Origin of the sequence: Staphylococcus sp. HMSC055C03, assembly GCF_001809385.1 — a bacterium.
Lineage (GTDB): Bacteria > Bacillota > Bacilli > Staphylococcales > Staphylococcaceae > Staphylococcus > Staphylococcus simulans.
Map to the genome: position 1 here is coordinate 334,786 of NZ_KV797474.1, position 12,915 is coordinate 347,700.

Here is a 12,915-nt window from a genome sequence, read left to right on the forward strand (position 1 = left end):
CTATTATATAGGATGTGAGTCGATTGAAAAAATATGAAGACTTAGAGAAAAAAATCTTTATACGGGTTGAAGTGTGCAATCATTTGCAGTAAAATATACTGGTATGTGTTAGAGAAAAAGTCTAACATAAAAAAAGTTACATGAAATGGTTGCAACTAAGCGCTGATTCGTGTAACATATCTAATGTTGGACTTTGAATACGCGATGAAGCGAAAGGTTACTGACACACCCGGCCGCTTTGCCATGGCGTTGTGTGAGATAGTTTTCGTGGAGAAGTCTATCACTAAATGAAGACGATATAAGGAGGGAAAATTATGGCAAAACAAAAAATCAGAATCAGATTAAAAGCTTATGATCACAGAGTAATTGATCAATCAGCTGAGAAAATTGTTGAAACAGCAAAACGTTCTGGTGCAGAAGTTTCTGGACCAATTCCATTACCAACTGAAAAATCAATTTACACTATCATCCGTGCGGTGCATAAGTACAAAGATTCTCGTGAGCAATTCGAACAACGTACTCATAAACGTTTAATCGACATTGTTAACCCTACACCAAAAACTGTTGATGCTCTTATGGGCTTAAACTTACCATCAGGTGTAGACATCGAAATTAAATTATAATAGAAAATCATAGGAGGTGGACTTTCGATGACCAAAGGAATCTTAGGAAGAAAAATCGGGATGACACAAGTATTCGGTGAAAACGGAGACTTAATCCCAGTAACTGTAGTAGAAGCAGGACAAAACGTAGTATTACAAAAGAAAACTGAAGAGGTAGACGGTTACAACGCTATCCAAGTAGGTTTTGAAGACAAACAAGCATACAAAAAAGACAGCAAGTCAAATAAATATGCTAATAAACCAGCTGAAGGTCACGCTAAAAAAGCTGACACAGCTCCTAAGCGCTTCATTCGTGAATTCAGAAACATCAATGTTGATGAATACGAAGTAGGTCAAGAAGTCTCAGTTGATACATTTGAAGCTGGGGACATCATTGACGTAACTGGAGTATCTAAAGGTAAAGGTTTCCAAGGTAATATTAAACGTCATGGTCACGGTCGTGGACCAATGTCTCACGGTTCTCATTTCCACAGAGCGCCAGGTTCTGTAGGTATGGCATCTGACGCATCTAAAGTATTTAAAGGTCACAAAATGCCAGGTCGTATGGGTGGCAACACAGTGACAGTACAAAACTTAGAAGTTGTACAAATCGATACAGAAAACAACGTTATCTTAGTTAAAGGTAATGTGCCTGGTCCTAAAAAAGGATTAGTAGAAATCAAAACTTCAATTAAAAAAGGTAACAAATAATTAATTAACGAAAGGAGGAAAATGCATAATGGCAAATTATGATGTATTAAAAGTAGACGGATCAAAAGCAGGTTCAGTTGAATTAAGCGATGCTGTATTCGCAATTGAACCAAACAAAGATGTTCTTTTCGAAGCAATTAACTTACAACGTGCTTCATTACGCCAAGGTACGCATTCGGTAAAAAACCGTTCAGCAGTACGCGGCGGTGGACGTAAACCATGGAGACAAAAAGGTACAGGACGTGCGCGTCAAGGTACTATCCGTGCTCCACAATGGCGTGGTGGCGGTATCGTATTCGGACCGACTCCAAGAAGCTATGCTTACAAAATGCCTAAGAAAATGCGTCGTTTAGCATTACGTTCTGCATTATCTTTCAAAGTACAAGAAAATGAATTCAAAATTATTGATGCTTTCGGTTTAGAAGCACCAAAAACTAAAGAATTCACTAAAGTATTATCAAACTTAGAATTACCTAAAAAAGTTTTAGTAGTTACTGAATCAGAAGATGTAAATGTTGAATTATCAGCACGTAACATTCCTGGTGTTCAAATCACTACTGTAACTGGTTTAAACGTATTAGACATCACTAGCGCTGACAGTGTATTAATTACAGAAGCAGCTGCTAAAAAAGTTGAGGAGGTGCTCGGATAATGGAAGCAAGAGACGTTCTTAAGCGCCCCGTAATCACAGAAAAATCTTCAGAAGCAATGGCTGAAGACAAATACACTTTTGATGTAGATACACGTGCGAATAAAACACAAGTTAAAATTGCAGTTGAAGAAATTTTCGATGTTAAAGTAGACAAAGTAAATATCGTCAACTACAAAGCTAAGAAAAAACGTATGGGCCGTTACCAAGGCTATACAAACAGAAGACGCAAAGCGATCGTTACACTTAAAGAAGGATCAATCGATCTATTCAACTAAAAAATAAAATTACCAATAAGGAGGTAAGCGACAATGGCTCTTAAACATTATAAGCCGATTACAAATGGTCGTCGTAATATGACTTCATTGGATTTCGCTGAAATCACAAAAACGACTCCAGAAAAGTCATTATTACAACCGCTACCGAAAAAAGCGGGACGCAACAACCAAGGTAAAATGACAGTACGCCATCATGGTGGCGGACACAAACGTCAATACCGTGTTATTGATTTCAAACGTAACAAAGATGGGATCCCAGCAAAAGTTGATTCTATCCAATACGATCCAAACCGTTCAGCTAACATTGCATTGTTAGTATATGCAGATGGTGAAAAACGTTACATCATCGCTCCAAAAGGTTTGGTTGTAGGACAAACAGTAGAAAATGGTGAAGAAGCTGACATTAAAGTAGGTAACGCATTACCATTAGCTAACATTCCAGTAGGTACTGTAGTTCACAATATCGAATTAAAACCTGGCCGTGGCGGACAAATCGCTCGTTCAGCAGGTGCAAGTGCTCAAGTACTTGGTAAAGAAGGTAAATACGTATTAGTAAGACTTCGCTCAGGTGAGGTTCGTATGATTCTTTCAACTTGCCGTGCAACTGTAGGTCAAGTTGGTAACTTACAACATGAACTTGTTAACGTTGGTAAAGCCGGACGTTCTCGTTGGAAAGGTATCCGTCCAACAGTTCGTGGTTCTGTAATGAACCCTAACGATCACCCACACGGTGGTGGTGAAGGTCGTGCTCCAATCGGTATGCCATCACCAATGTCACCATGGGGTAAACCAACTCTTGGTAAGAAAACTCGTCGCGGTAAAAAATCATCAGATAAACTTATCGTACGTAGACGTAAAAGAAAATAATAACAACTTATTTGGGTGTGCGGCGTAATCGCTGCACGCACATAATAAGAAGGGAGGCGCCATAATGGCTCGTAGTATTAAAAAAGGACCTTTCGTCGATGACCACTTGATGAAAAAAGTGGAAGCGCAAGAAGGTAATCAGAAAAAAACTGTGATTAAAACTTGGTCACGTCGTTCAACTATTTTCCCTAACTTCATCGGTATTACTTTTGCAGTATACGATGGACGTAAACATGTACCTGTTTATGTAACTGAAGACATGGTTGGTCACAAATTAGGTGAATTTGCTCCAACTCGTACATTCAAAGGACATGCTGCAGACGACAAAAAAACAAGAAGATAAATACTTTCTATTAAGTAGAGGAGGAAGACCAAATGGAAGCAAAAGCGGTTGCTAGAACTATCAGAATCGCACCTCGTAAAGTCAGATTAGTTTTAGACTTAATCAGAGGCAAAAACGTTGGTGAAGCTGTTGCTATTTTAAAATTAACTAACAAAGCATCATCACCAGTTGTTGAAAAATTATTAATGTCCGCTTTAGCTAATGCAGAGCACAACTATGACATGAATACAGATGAATTAGTTGTTAAAGAAGCATATGCTAACGAAGGACCAACTTTAAAACGTTTCCGTCCACGTGCTCAAGGACGCGCAAGTGCAATTAACAAACGTACAAGCCACATTACAATTGTCGTAAGTGACGGCAAAGAAGAAGCTAAAGAAGCTTAATAAACTATCTAAGGAGGGAATACTGTGGGTCAAAAAATTAATCCAATCGGACTTCGTGTTGGTGTTATCCGTGATTGGGACGCTAAATGGTATGCTGAAAAAGATTTCGCTACTTTATTACATGAAGATTTAAAAATCCGTAAGTTCATCGATAACGAATTAAAAGAAGCATCAGTTTCTCACGTAGAAATCGAACGTGCTGCTAACCGTATCAATATTGCAATCCACACTGGTAAACCAGGTATGGTAATTGGTAAAGGCGGTTCAGAAATTGAAAAACTTCGTAACAAATTAAATAACTTAACTAACAAACGTGTACACATTAACGTGATCGAAATCAAAAAAGTTGATTTAGATGCTCGTTTAGTTGCTGAGAACATCGCTCGTCAATTAGAAAACCGTGCATCATTCCGTCGTGTACAAAAACAAGCTATTCAAAGAGCTATGAAACTAGGAGCTTTAGGTGTTAAAACTCAAGTTTCAGGTCGTTTAGGCGGAGCTGACATCGCTCGTGCTGAACAATATTCAGAAGGAACTGTTCCACTTCACACATTACGTGCTGACATTGACTACGCACATGCTGAAGCTGATACAACATACGGTAAACTAGGAGTTAAAGTATGGATCTATCGTGGAGAAGTTCTTCCTACTAAGAACAATAGTGAAGGAGGAAAATAATAATGTTGCTACCAAAACGCGTTAAATATCGTCGTCAACATCGTCCAAACACAAAAGGACGTTCTAAAGGCGGTAACTTTGTAACATTTGGTGAGTATGGATTACAAGCTACTACAACTTCTTGGATCACATCTCGTCAAATCGAATCTGCTCGTATTGCGATGACTCGTTATATGAAACGTGGCGGGAAAGTTTGGATTAAAATCTTCCCTCATACACCATATACTAAAAAACCTTTAGAAGTACGTATGGGTGCTGGTAAAGGTGCAGTAGAAGGCTGGATCGCAGTAGTTAAACCAGGTAGAATCTTATTTGAAGTTGCAGGCGTGTCAGAAGAAGTTGCACGCGAAGCATTACGTTTAGCAAGTCACAAACTTCCAGTTAAATCTAAGTTTGTAAAACGTGAAGAATTGGGTGGTGAATCAAATGAAAGCTAAGGAAATTAGAGACTTAACCACTTCAGAAATCGAAGAGCAAATCAAATCTTCAAAAGAAGAACTTTTTAACCTACGCTTTCAGTTAGCTACAGGACAATTAGAGGAAACTGCACGTATTCGTACAGTAAGAAAAACGATTGCACGTCTAAAAACTGTTGCTCGTGAAAGAGAAATTGAACAAAGTAAGGCTAATCAATAATAATTGAAAGAGGAGGTTACAAAAGTGAGCGAAAGAAATGATCGTAAAGTTTATGTAGGTAGAGTCGTATCAGACAAAATGGATAAAACTGTAACTGTACTTGTAGAGACTTACAAAACTCATAAATTATATGGTAAACGAGTAAAATATTCTAAAAAATATAAAACTCATGATGAAAACAATTCAGCTAAATTAGGAGACATCGTTAAGATTCAAGAAACTCGTCCTTTATCAGCAACAAAACGTTTTCGTTTAGTAGAAATTGTTGAAGAATCAGTTATTATTTAATCATTTAAAGATAAGGGAGGTTTAATTCATGATCCAACAAGAAACACGCTTGAAAGTAGCTGACAACTCAGGTGCTCGTGAAGTTCTAACAATCAAAGTATTAGGCGGATCTGGTCGTAAAACAGCGAACATCGGCGACGTAATTGTGTGTACTGTTAAAAATGCTACACCAGGAGGCGTTGTTAAAAAAGGTGAAGTTGTTAAAGCTGTTGTAGTACGTACTAAATCAGGAGTACGTCGTAAAGACGGTTCTTACATCAAATTTGATGAAAATGCATGTGTAGTTATTCGTGACGACAAGAGTCCACGCGGTACTCGTATCTTCGGACCAGTAGCTCGTGAATTACGTGACAGCAACTACATGAAAATTATTTCATTAGCACCAGAAGTACTATAATTTTAATAAATAAAATCTAAGGAGGTGCCCACATGCATATCAAAAAAGGTGACAACGTAATCGTTATCTCAGGTAAAGATAAAGGTAAAACAGGTGTTGTACAAGCAACAGAACCTAAAAAAGACCGTGTCGTTGTGGAAGGTGTGAACATCATTAAAAAGCACCAAAAACCGACTCAATTTAATCCAGAAGGTGGAATCTTAGAAACTGAAGCAGCTATTCATGTTTCTAACGTACAATTATTGGACCCAAAAACAAATGAACCAACTCGTGTAGGTTACAAATTTGTTGATGGTAAAAAAGTTCGTATCGCTAAAAAATCAGGCGAAGAAATCAAATCTAATAATTAATAACTAGTTGAAAGGAGGATCCACTTTGAGCCGTTTAAAAGAAAAATTCAATACAGAAGTTACTGAGAACTTAATGAAAGAATTCAACTATAGTTCAGTAATGGAAGTACCTAAAATCGATAAAATCGTTGTGAACATGGGTGTAGGTGACGCTGTTCAAAACTCTAAAGTATTAGACAACGCTGTTGAAGAGTTAACATTAATTACAGGTCAAAAACCATTAATCACAAAAGCTAAAAAATCAGTAGCAACATTCCGTTTACGTGAAGGTATGCCAATCGGAGCAAAAGTTACTCTTCGCGGAGAAAGAATGTATGAATTCCTTGATAAATTAATCTCAGTATCATTACCACGTGTACGTGACTTCCACGGTGTTTCTAAAAAAGCATTCGACGGTCGCGGTAACTACACATTAGGTATCAAAGAACAATTAATTTTCCCAGAAATCGATTATGATAAAGTAAGTAAAGTAAGAGGAATGGATATCGTTATTGTTACAACTGCTAACACTGACGAAGAAGCCCGTGCATTGTTAACTCAATTCGGTATGCCATTTCAAAAGTAAGCTCTAATATAAAGGAGGCTAATTAAGTGGCTAAAAAATCAATGGTTGTAAAACAAGCTAAAAAGCAAAAATTCCCAGTGCGCGAATACACTCGTTGTGAACGCTGTGGACGCCCACATTCTGTATACCGCAAATTTAAATTATGCCGTATCTGTTTCCGTGAATTAGCTTATAAAGGCCAAATCCCTGGCGTTCGTAAAGCTAGCTGGTAATTAAAGAGAGTCTTGAAAGGAGGCAACAATCTATGACAATGTCAGATCCAATCGCAGATATGCTAACTCGTGTAAGAAACGCAAACATGGTGCGTCATGAAAAAATCGAGTTGCCTGCGTCAAATATTAAAAAACAAATTGCTGAAATCCTTAAAAACGAAGGTTTCATTAAAAACGTTGAGTTCGTAGAAGATGATAAACAAGGTGTTTTACGTTTATTCCTTAAATATGGTCAAAACAACGAACGCGTTATCACAGGCTTAAAACGTATTTCTAAACCAGGTTTACGTGTCTATGCTAAAGCTGACGAAGTACCTAAAGTATTAAATGGTTTAGGTATCGCATTAGTTTCAACATCTGAAGGTATCGTAACTGACAGAGAAGCAAGAAAACGTAACGTAGGCGGAGAAGTATTAGCATACGTTTGGTAATAAATAATTAAGGAGGTGCCCGTAAATGAGCCGTGTAGGTAAGAAAATTATTGAAATTCCTAGCGATGTTACAGTAGACATCAAAGGTAATACAGTTACAGTAAAAGGTCCTAAAGGTGAATTATCACGTACTATGGATCCTAGCATGACTTACAAATTAGAAGACAACACATTAGAAGTTGTACGTCCATCTGATTCTCAAAAAGACAGAACAGTTCATGGAACAACTCGTGCGTTAATTAACAATATGGTACAAGGTGTAGCTAAAGGTTTCGAAAAAACTTTAGAACTTATCGGTGTTGGTTACCGTGCACAATTGCAAGGTAGCAACTTAGTACTTAACGTTGGTTACTCTCACCCAGTTGAATTCAAACCAGAAGATGGTATCACATTCACAGTTGAGAAAAACACAACAGTTAAAGTTGAAGGTATTTCTAAAGAATTAGTTGGTGCTACAGCATCTAAAATCCGTGCCGTAAGACCACCAGAACCTTATAAAGGTAAAGGTATCCGTTACCAAGGCGAATATGTTCGTCGTAAAGAAGGTAAAACTGGTAAATAATAAATAACTCTCTAAAGAAAGGAGAATAAAGCATGATCAGCAAAATTGATAAAAATAAAGTACGCTTAAAAAGACATGCACGTGTACGTACTAACTTAACTGGTACTTCTGAAAAACCACGTTTAAACGTATATCGTTCTAACAAACACATCTATGCACAAATCATTGATGATACTAAAGGCGTAACTTTAGCTCAAGCATCAACTCAAGATAAAGATTTCGAAAATGAAACTGGTTCAAAAGTTGAATTATCAGCCAAAGTGGGCGAAGTAATCGCTAAGAAAGCAGTTGATAAAGGTATCACTGCAATCGTCTTCGACCGTGGAGGTTACTTATACCATGGACGTGTTAAAGCATTAGCAGATGCAGCACGTGAAAATGGCTTAGAATTTTAATCATAAAAGGAGGGACAAATAATGGCTCGCAGAGATGAAGAAAACAAAGAATTTGAAGAACGCGTTGTTACGATTAACCGTGTTGCGAAAGTTGTAAAAGGTGGACGTCGTTTCCGTTTCACTGCATTAGTAGTAGTTGGAGACAAAAATGGTCGTGTTGGATTCGGTACAGGTAAAGCACAAGAGGTACCAGAAGCGATCAAAAAAGCGGTAGAAGCTGCTAAAAAAGAATTAGTATCTGTAAACCGTGTTGAAGGTACAACACCACACACAATCACTGGCCGTTTCGGTTCAGGAAGTGTATTATTGAAACCAGCAGCACCTGGTACTGGGGTTATCGCCGGTGGACCAGTTCGTGCCGTATTAGAGTTAGCAGGTATAACTGATATCTTAAGTAAGTCATTAGGTTCTAACACACCAATTAACATGGTTCGTGCTACAATCAATGGTTTAGAAAATCTAAAAAGTGCTGAAGAAGTTGCGAAATTACGCGGCAAATCAGTAGAAGAATTATACAATTAAGGAGGGAAAATGAATAATGGCTAAATTACAAATTACCCTCACACGTAGTGTTATTGGTCGTCCAGAAACACAACGTAAAACTGTTGAAGCATTAGGTTTGAAAAAAACTAACTCTACAGTAGTTGTAGAAGACAACCCAGCTATCCGTGGACAAGTGAACAAAGTAAGTCACTTGCTAAAAGTTGAAGAATTAGACGCATAATTAGATAATATATAAGGAGGTGCCGTAATGAAATTACATGATTTACATCCAGCAGAAGGATCACGTAAAGAACGCAACCGCGTAGGTCGTGGTGCTGCTACAGGTAATGGTAAAACAAGTGGACGTGGTCAAAAAGGTCAAAAAGCACGTTCAGGTGGTAAAGTAAGACCAGGTTTCGAAGGTGGTCAATTACCATTATTCCGTCGTATCCCTAAACGCGGTTTCACAAACATCAACCGTAAAGAATACGCAGTTGTGAATTTAGACCAATTAAACCGTTTTGAAGAAGGTACAGAAGTTACTCCTGAACTTTTAATCGAAACAGGCGTAGTTAAAAACGCAAAAGCGGGTATCAAAGTATTAGGTAATGGTTCTCTAGAGAAAAAATTAACAGTAAAAGCACATAAATTCTCTGCATCTGCAGCTGAAGCAATTGATGCTAAAGGTGGAGCACACGAGGTGATCTAATGTTTGACACATTCGTAAACTTCTTTAAAACAAAAGAAGTGCGAAACAAGATCTTTTTTACGCTCGCAATGCTAGTTATTTTTAAAATAGGTACTTATATACCAGCGCCTGGAGTCAATCCAGCAGCGTTTGAAAGTCAACAAGGTTCTCAAGGTGTCACTGATCTATTGAATACATTCGGTGGGGGAGCCTTGAAGAACTTTTCCATTTTTGCAATGGGTATTATGCCCTACATCACTGCTTCAATCGTTATGCAGTTATTGCAAATGGATATAGTTCCTAAGTTTACAGAATGGGCCAAACAAGGTGACGTTGGTCGTAAGAAACTAAACAACGTTACGCGCTATTTTGCGATACTTTTGGCATTCATCCAATCAATAGGGATGGCATTCCAATTCAATAACTATCTTAAAGGTGCATTGATTGTTGATCCTTCACCTATGAGTTATTTGTTGATTGCAATTGTATTAACAGCAGGAACAGCTTTCTTATTATGGTTAGGTGAACAGATAACACAATATGGTGTAGGTAATGGTATTTCCATTATTATCTTCGCCGGTATCTTGTCTACTTTGCCATCATCACTGATTCAGTTCTATCAACAAGCCTTTGTAGGGCAAAGTGATACAACAATCGCATGGTTGCAAGTAGCAGGGCTAGTTATTGGTTTGATTTTACTAACAATGGGTGCTGTGTACGTATTACAAGCTGTTCGTAAGATACCTATTCAATATGCGAAAAAACAATCCGCTCAGCGTTTAGGACGAAATGCAACGTATTTGCCGTTGAAAGTTAACTCAGCAGGGGTTATCCCGGTTATCTTTGCTATGGCATTCTTCTTGTTACCGAGAACGTTAACAATGTTCTTCCCTAAAGCTGACTGGGCGCAGCAAATTGCCAATACAGCCAATCCATCAAGTAACATCGGAATGGTAATTTATATTATCTTGATCATTGCATTCACTTATTTCTATGCATTTGTTCAAGTTAATCCAGAAAAAATGGCTGACAACCTTAAGAAACAAGGCAGTTATGTACCGGGTATTAGACCTGGTGAAAAAACTAAAAAGTATATTACCAAAGTTTTATATCGTTTAACTTTTGTAGGTTCTATCTTCTTAGCAGTTATCGCTATTTTACCGATTCTTGCTACTAAATTTATGAACTTACCGCAATCGATTCAAGTCGGCGGTACAAGCTTATTGATCGTTATCGGTGTTGCAATCGAAACTATGAAGAGCTTGGAAGCACAAGTTAACCAAAAAGAATATAAAGGCTTTGGTGGTAGATAATTTGTAGGAGGGCAATATGAATATCATCTTAATGGGTTTACCTGGCGCAGGTAAAGGAACTCAAGCGAGTGAAATTGTTAAGAAATTCCCTATTCCGCATATATCTACAGGTGATATGTTTAGAAAAGCTATCAAAGATGAAACTGAATTAGGTAAAGAAGCTAAGTCTTATATGGACCGTGGCGAACTTGTACCTGATGAAGTAACTGTGGGTATCGTTAAAGAAAGACTTTCTGAAGACGATGCGAAAAAAGGATTTTTATTAGATGGTTTCCCACGTACACTTGAACAAGCAGAAGCATTAAGTAAAATCATGACAGAACTTGGCAGAAAGATTGATGCAGTTATTAATATTGAAGTTCCGGAAGAAGAACTCATGAATCGTTTGACTGGACGTCGCGTTTGTGAAGTTTGCGGAACAACTTATCATCTTGTGTTCAATCCTCCAAAAGTGGATGGTGTTTGTGATCTTGATGGCGGTAAATTATACCAACGTGAAGATGACAATCCAGAAACAGTTGCAAAACGTTTAGAAGTTAACGTAAAACAGTCTAAACCTATCTTAGAATACTATGATAAAGAAGGCGTTTTGAAAAACGTTGACGGTTCTAAAGATATCCAAGAAGTAACTGGCTCAGTTATCGATATCTTGGAAGATCTTAAGTAATTCAACATTGCTGCTTGTATGTTGAATGAAGGCAGTCTGATATTGTTTGTCTCTCAGCCTAACGAATTATGAGTGACAGCATAACGATAATGATTCCCGATTTTTGTTCAACGTAATGATACAAGGGCAGTATGTCTAACATTTTCCAATAGACATTAACTAATAATGCAAAAGGGGGAATTGTTCTAATGGCAAAACAAGATGTAATTGAATTAGAAGGTACAGTAACAGATACTTTACCAAATGCAATGTTTAAAGTAGAATTAGAAAATGGTCATGAAATTTTAGCACATGTGAGTGGTAAAATTAGAATGAATTATATTCGTATTCTACCTGGCGACAAAGTAACAGTAGAAATGTCTCCGTATGATTTAACTCGCGGAAGAATCACTTATCGTTATAAATAATTCGTCACTCCATTATTACAGGGAGGTATTAAAATGAAAGTAAGACCATCAGTAAAACCTATTTGCGAAAAATGTAAAGTCATTAAACGTAAAGGTAAAGTAATGATCATTTGTGAAAATCCGAAACACAAACAAAGACAAGGTTAATAAAAGAGAGGTGTAAAATAATATGGCACGTATTGCAGGAGTCGATATTCCACGCGAAAAACGCGTTGTAATTTCATTAACTTATATTTACGGTATTGGTAAATCAACTGCTGAAAAAATCGTAGCAGAAGCTGGAGTTTCTCCACAAACTCGTACTAACGAATTAACTGACGATGAATTAGGTCGTCTTCGTGAAGTTGTAGACAGCTACAAAGTAGAAGGTGACTTACGTCGTGAGCAAAACTTAAACATCAAACGTTTAATGGAAATCTCATCTTACCGTGGTATCCGTCACCGTCGTGGCTTACCAGTTCGCGGTCAAAAAACTAAAAACAATGCTCGTACACGTAAAGGCCCAGTTAAAACTGTAGCTAACAAGAAAAAATAATAGGTAAAGGAGGAAAATATTAATGGCACGTAAACAAGTATCTCGTAAACGCAGAGTGAAAAAGAATGTTGAAAACGGTGTGGCTCACATTCGTTCAACTTTCAACAATACAATCGTAACAATCACTGATGAATTTGGTAACGCATTATCATGGTCATCAGCAGGTGCGCTTGGTTTCAAAGGTTCTAAAAAATCTACACCATTCGCAGCACAAATGGCTTCAGAAACTGCTTCAAAAGCAGCTATGGAACATGGCTTAAAATCTGTAGAAGTAACAGTAAAAGGACCTGGTCCAGGCCGTGAATCAGCTATCCGTGCATTGCAATCAGCAGGTTTAGAAGTAACAGCTATTAGAGACGTTACTCCAGTACCTCATAACGGTTGCCGTCCGCCAAAACGTCGTCGCGTATAATATTATTGTCAAGAAATAGTTATTTTCCGCAGATCACTAAGATAAACTGTATCTTATAAG

27 protein-coding genes are annotated in these 12,915 nt (G+C 37.6%); all 27 read left to right on the top strand.

What is annotated here, in order from left to right:
• Positions 1 to 314: 314 nt before the first annotated feature.
• The 27 genes from rpsJ to rpsK all read left to right on the top strand — a co-directional run bounded on the left by rpsJ (position 315) and on the right by rpsK (position 12,855).
• Positions 315 to 623, top strand: coding sequence for a 30S ribosomal protein S10 (gene rpsJ / locus HMPREF2603_RS01710; protein ID WP_002479572.1), 309 nt, complete (start codon positions 315 to 317; stop codon positions 621 to 623).
• A 27-nt stretch (positions 624 to 650) separates the two neighbouring features.
• On the top strand, positions 651 to 1,313 hold the full coding sequence (gene rplC / locus HMPREF2603_RS01715; RefSeq protein ID WP_023014975.1) for a 50S ribosomal protein L3: 663 nt from the start codon (positions 651 to 653) through the stop codon (positions 1,311 to 1,313).
• 28 nt (positions 1,314 to 1,341) lie between these two features.
• Positions 1,342 to 1,965: a 50S ribosomal protein L4 gene (gene rplD, locus HMPREF2603_RS01720; RefSeq protein ID WP_002479570.1), complete on the top strand. Its 624-nt coding sequence runs from the start codon at positions 1,342 to 1,344 to the stop codon at positions 1,963 to 1,965.
• Complete coding sequence (gene rplW / locus HMPREF2603_RS01725) at positions 1,965 to 2,240, top strand: 50S ribosomal protein L23 (protein WP_002479569.1); 276 nt, start codon at positions 1,965 to 1,967, stop codon at positions 2,238 to 2,240. The genes rplD and rplW overlap by 1 nt, the downstream gene beginning before the upstream one ends.
• A 33-nt stretch (positions 2,241 to 2,273) precedes the next feature.
• Positions 2,274 to 3,107 (top strand): 50S ribosomal protein L2, encoded by an 834-nt coding sequence (rplB, locus tag HMPREF2603_RS01730; RefSeq protein WP_002479568.1) that lies wholly within the window; start codon positions 2,274 to 2,276, stop codon positions 3,105 to 3,107.
• Between the two features lie 64 nt (positions 3,108 to 3,171).
• Positions 3,172 to 3,450: a 30S ribosomal protein S19 gene (rpsS, locus tag HMPREF2603_RS01735; RefSeq protein WP_002479567.1), complete on the top strand. Its 279-nt coding sequence runs from the start codon at positions 3,172 to 3,174 to the stop codon at positions 3,448 to 3,450.
• 32 nt (positions 3,451 to 3,482) lie between these two features.
• Positions 3,483 to 3,836 (top strand): 50S ribosomal protein L22, encoded by a 354-nt coding sequence (gene rplV, locus HMPREF2603_RS01740; protein WP_002479566.1) that lies wholly within the window; start codon positions 3,483 to 3,485, stop codon positions 3,834 to 3,836.
• A 24-nt stretch (positions 3,837 to 3,860) separates the two neighbouring features.
• Positions 3,861 to 4,514, top strand: coding sequence for a 30S ribosomal protein S3 (gene rpsC, locus HMPREF2603_RS01745; RefSeq protein ID WP_002479565.1), 654 nt, complete (start codon positions 3,861 to 3,863; stop codon positions 4,512 to 4,514).
• 2 nt (positions 4,515 to 4,516) lie between these two features.
• The gene (gene rplP / locus HMPREF2603_RS01750; protein WP_002479564.1) at positions 4,517 to 4,951 is read left to right on the top strand and encodes a 50S ribosomal protein L16; all 435 of its coding nucleotides are present in this window, start codon (positions 4,517 to 4,519) and stop codon (positions 4,949 to 4,951) included.
• Positions 4,941 to 5,150, top strand: coding sequence for a 50S ribosomal protein L29 (gene rpmC, locus HMPREF2603_RS01755; protein WP_000644737.1), 210 nt, complete (start codon positions 4,941 to 4,943; stop codon positions 5,148 to 5,150). Before rplP ends, rpmC begins: the two co-directional genes overlap by 11 nt.
• Before the next feature lie 24 nt (positions 5,151 to 5,174).
• Positions 5,175 to 5,438: a 30S ribosomal protein S17 gene (rpsQ, locus tag HMPREF2603_RS01760; protein WP_001829723.1), complete on the top strand. Its 264-nt coding sequence runs from the start codon at positions 5,175 to 5,177 to the stop codon at positions 5,436 to 5,438.
• Positions 5,439 to 5,466: 28 nt separating this feature from the next.
• Entirely contained in the window at positions 5,467 to 5,835 is a 369-nt protein-coding gene (gene rplN / locus HMPREF2603_RS01765; RefSeq protein ID WP_002479563.1) for a 50S ribosomal protein L14, read from the top strand.
• A gap of 32 nt (positions 5,836 to 5,867) precedes the next feature.
• Positions 5,868 to 6,185, top strand: coding sequence for a 50S ribosomal protein L24 (rplX, locus tag HMPREF2603_RS01770; protein ID WP_002479562.1), 318 nt, complete (start codon positions 5,868 to 5,870; stop codon positions 6,183 to 6,185).
• A gap of 25 nt (positions 6,186 to 6,210) precedes the next feature.
• Positions 6,211 to 6,750, top strand: a complete 540-nt coding sequence (gene rplE / locus HMPREF2603_RS01775) for a 50S ribosomal protein L5 (protein ID WP_002479561.1) — start codon at positions 6,211 to 6,213, stop codon at positions 6,748 to 6,750.
• A 26-nt stretch (positions 6,751 to 6,776) separates the two neighbouring features.
• A complete protein-coding gene (locus tag HMPREF2603_RS01780) occupies positions 6,777 to 6,962 on the top strand; it encodes a type Z 30S ribosomal protein S14 (protein WP_002479560.1) in 186 nt (61 codons plus the stop codon).
• Between the two features lie 32 nt (positions 6,963 to 6,994).
• On the top strand, positions 6,995 to 7,393 hold the full coding sequence (rpsH, locus tag HMPREF2603_RS01785; protein WP_002479559.1) for a 30S ribosomal protein S8: 399 nt from the start codon (positions 6,995 to 6,997) through the stop codon (positions 7,391 to 7,393).
• 25 nt (positions 7,394 to 7,418) lie between these two features.
• Positions 7,419 to 7,955: a 50S ribosomal protein L6 gene (gene rplF, locus HMPREF2603_RS01790; RefSeq protein WP_002479558.1), complete on the top strand. Its 537-nt coding sequence runs from the start codon at positions 7,419 to 7,421 to the stop codon at positions 7,953 to 7,955.
• A 32-nt stretch (positions 7,956 to 7,987) separates the two neighbouring features.
• Complete coding sequence (gene rplR / locus HMPREF2603_RS01795) at positions 7,988 to 8,350, top strand: 50S ribosomal protein L18 (protein ID WP_002479557.1); 363 nt, start codon at positions 7,988 to 7,990, stop codon at positions 8,348 to 8,350.
• A gap of 21 nt (positions 8,351 to 8,371) precedes the next feature.
• Positions 8,372 to 8,872 (top strand): 30S ribosomal protein S5, encoded by a 501-nt coding sequence (gene rpsE / locus HMPREF2603_RS01800; RefSeq protein ID WP_002479556.1) that lies wholly within the window; start codon positions 8,372 to 8,374, stop codon positions 8,870 to 8,872.
• Positions 8,873 to 8,888: 16 nt separating this feature from the next.
• The gene (gene rpmD / locus HMPREF2603_RS01805) at positions 8,889 to 9,074 is read left to right on the top strand and encodes a 50S ribosomal protein L30 (RefSeq protein ID WP_002479555.1); all 186 of its coding nucleotides are present in this window, start codon (positions 8,889 to 8,891) and stop codon (positions 9,072 to 9,074) included.
• A gap of 27 nt (positions 9,075 to 9,101) precedes the next feature.
• Positions 9,102 to 9,542 carry a 50S ribosomal protein L15 gene (gene rplO / locus HMPREF2603_RS01810; protein ID WP_002479554.1) on the top strand — a complete coding sequence of 147 codons (441 nt, stop codon included), beginning with the start codon at positions 9,102 to 9,104 and terminating at the stop codon, positions 9,540 to 9,542.
• Positions 9,542 to 10,834, top strand: a complete 1,293-nt coding sequence (gene secY, locus HMPREF2603_RS01815; protein ID WP_002479553.1) for a preprotein translocase subunit SecY — start codon at positions 9,542 to 9,544, stop codon at positions 10,832 to 10,834. The genes rplO and secY overlap by 1 nt, the downstream gene beginning before the upstream one ends.
• Before the next feature lie 16 nt (positions 10,835 to 10,850).
• Positions 10,851 to 11,501, top strand: a complete 651-nt coding sequence (locus tag HMPREF2603_RS01820; protein ID WP_002479552.1) for an adenylate kinase — start codon at positions 10,851 to 10,853, stop codon at positions 11,499 to 11,501.
• Between the two features lie 188 nt (positions 11,502 to 11,689).
• The gene (gene infA, locus HMPREF2603_RS01825) at positions 11,690 to 11,908 is read left to right on the top strand and encodes a translation initiation factor IF-1 (RefSeq protein WP_002479551.1); all 219 of its coding nucleotides are present in this window, start codon (positions 11,690 to 11,692) and stop codon (positions 11,906 to 11,908) included.
• Between the two features lie 33 nt (positions 11,909 to 11,941).
• Positions 11,942 to 12,055: a 50S ribosomal protein L36 gene (gene rpmJ / locus HMPREF2603_RS01830; protein WP_002479550.1), complete on the top strand. Its 114-nt coding sequence runs from the start codon at positions 11,942 to 11,944 to the stop codon at positions 12,053 to 12,055.
• Between the two features lie 22 nt (positions 12,056 to 12,077).
• The gene (gene rpsM, locus HMPREF2603_RS01835; protein WP_002479549.1) at positions 12,078 to 12,443 is read left to right on the top strand and encodes a 30S ribosomal protein S13; all 366 of its coding nucleotides are present in this window, start codon (positions 12,078 to 12,080) and stop codon (positions 12,441 to 12,443) included.
• Positions 12,444 to 12,465: 22 nt separating this feature from the next.
• The gene (rpsK, locus tag HMPREF2603_RS01840; protein ID WP_002479548.1) at positions 12,466 to 12,855 is read left to right on the top strand and encodes a 30S ribosomal protein S11; all 390 of its coding nucleotides are present in this window, start codon (positions 12,466 to 12,468) and stop codon (positions 12,853 to 12,855) included.
• The last annotated feature ends 60 nt before the right edge of the window (positions 12,856 to 12,915 follow it).

What these genes read in the sequence shown, in the direction of transcription:
- infA (WP_002479551.1), top strand. Translation starts at nt 11,690, where the DNA reads ATGGCAAAACAAGATGTAATTGAATTAGAAGGTACAGTAACAGATACT.
- secY (WP_002479553.1), top strand. Translation starts at nt 9,542, where the DNA reads ATGTTTGACACATTCGTAAACTTCTTTAAAACAAAAGAAGTGCGAAAC.
- rplD (WP_002479570.1), top strand. Translation starts at nt 1,342, where the DNA reads ATGGCAAATTATGATGTATTAAAAGTAGACGGATCAAAAGCAGGTTCA.
- rpmC (WP_000644737.1), top strand. Translation starts at nt 4,941, where the DNA reads ATGAAAGCTAAGGAAATTAGAGACTTAACCACTTCAGAAATCGAAGAG.
- rplN (WP_002479563.1), top strand. Translation starts at nt 5,467, where the DNA reads ATGATCCAACAAGAAACACGCTTGAAAGTAGCTGACAACTCAGGTGCT.
- rplB (WP_002479568.1), top strand. Translation starts at nt 2,274, where the DNA reads ATGGCTCTTAAACATTATAAGCCGATTACAAATGGTCGTCGTAATATG.
- rpsH (WP_002479559.1), top strand. Translation starts at nt 6,995, where the DNA reads ATGACAATGTCAGATCCAATCGCAGATATGCTAACTCGTGTAAGAAAC.
- rpmJ (WP_002479550.1), top strand. Translation starts at nt 11,942, where the DNA reads ATGAAAGTAAGACCATCAGTAAAACCTATTTGCGAAAAATGTAAAGTC.
- rpsE (WP_002479556.1), top strand. Translation starts at nt 8,372, where the DNA reads ATGGCTCGCAGAGATGAAGAAAACAAAGAATTTGAAGAACGCGTTGTT.
- rplO (WP_002479554.1), top strand. Translation starts at nt 9,102, where the DNA reads ATGAAATTACATGATTTACATCCAGCAGAAGGATCACGTAAAGAACGC.
- rpsS (WP_002479567.1), top strand. Translation starts at nt 3,172, where the DNA reads ATGGCTCGTAGTATTAAAAAAGGACCTTTCGTCGATGACCACTTGATG.
- rplR (WP_002479557.1), top strand. Translation starts at nt 7,988, where the DNA reads ATGATCAGCAAAATTGATAAAAATAAAGTACGCTTAAAAAGACATGCA.
- rpmD (WP_002479555.1), top strand. Translation starts at nt 8,889, where the DNA reads ATGGCTAAATTACAAATTACCCTCACACGTAGTGTTATTGGTCGTCCA.
- rplW (WP_002479569.1), top strand. Translation starts at nt 1,965, where the DNA reads ATGGAAGCAAGAGACGTTCTTAAGCGCCCCGTAATCACAGAAAAATCT.
- rplC (WP_023014975.1), top strand. Translation starts at nt 651, where the DNA reads ATGACCAAAGGAATCTTAGGAAGAAAAATCGGGATGACACAAGTATTC.
- rplF (WP_002479558.1), top strand. Translation starts at nt 7,419, where the DNA reads ATGAGCCGTGTAGGTAAGAAAATTATTGAAATTCCTAGCGATGTTACA.
- rpsM (WP_002479549.1), top strand. Translation starts at nt 12,078, where the DNA reads ATGGCACGTATTGCAGGAGTCGATATTCCACGCGAAAAACGCGTTGTA.
- HMPREF2603_RS01820 (WP_002479552.1), top strand. Translation starts at nt 10,851, where the DNA reads ATGAATATCATCTTAATGGGTTTACCTGGCGCAGGTAAAGGAACTCAA.
- rplP (WP_002479564.1), top strand. Translation starts at nt 4,517, where the DNA reads ATGTTGCTACCAAAACGCGTTAAATATCGTCGTCAACATCGTCCAAAC.
- rplV (WP_002479566.1), top strand. Translation starts at nt 3,483, where the DNA reads ATGGAAGCAAAAGCGGTTGCTAGAACTATCAGAATCGCACCTCGTAAA.
- rpsJ (WP_002479572.1), top strand. Translation starts at nt 315, where the DNA reads ATGGCAAAACAAAAAATCAGAATCAGATTAAAAGCTTATGATCACAGA.
- rpsK (WP_002479548.1), top strand. Translation starts at nt 12,466, where the DNA reads ATGGCACGTAAACAAGTATCTCGTAAACGCAGAGTGAAAAAGAATGTT.
- rplX (WP_002479562.1), top strand. Translation starts at nt 5,868, where the DNA reads ATGCATATCAAAAAAGGTGACAACGTAATCGTTATCTCAGGTAAAGAT.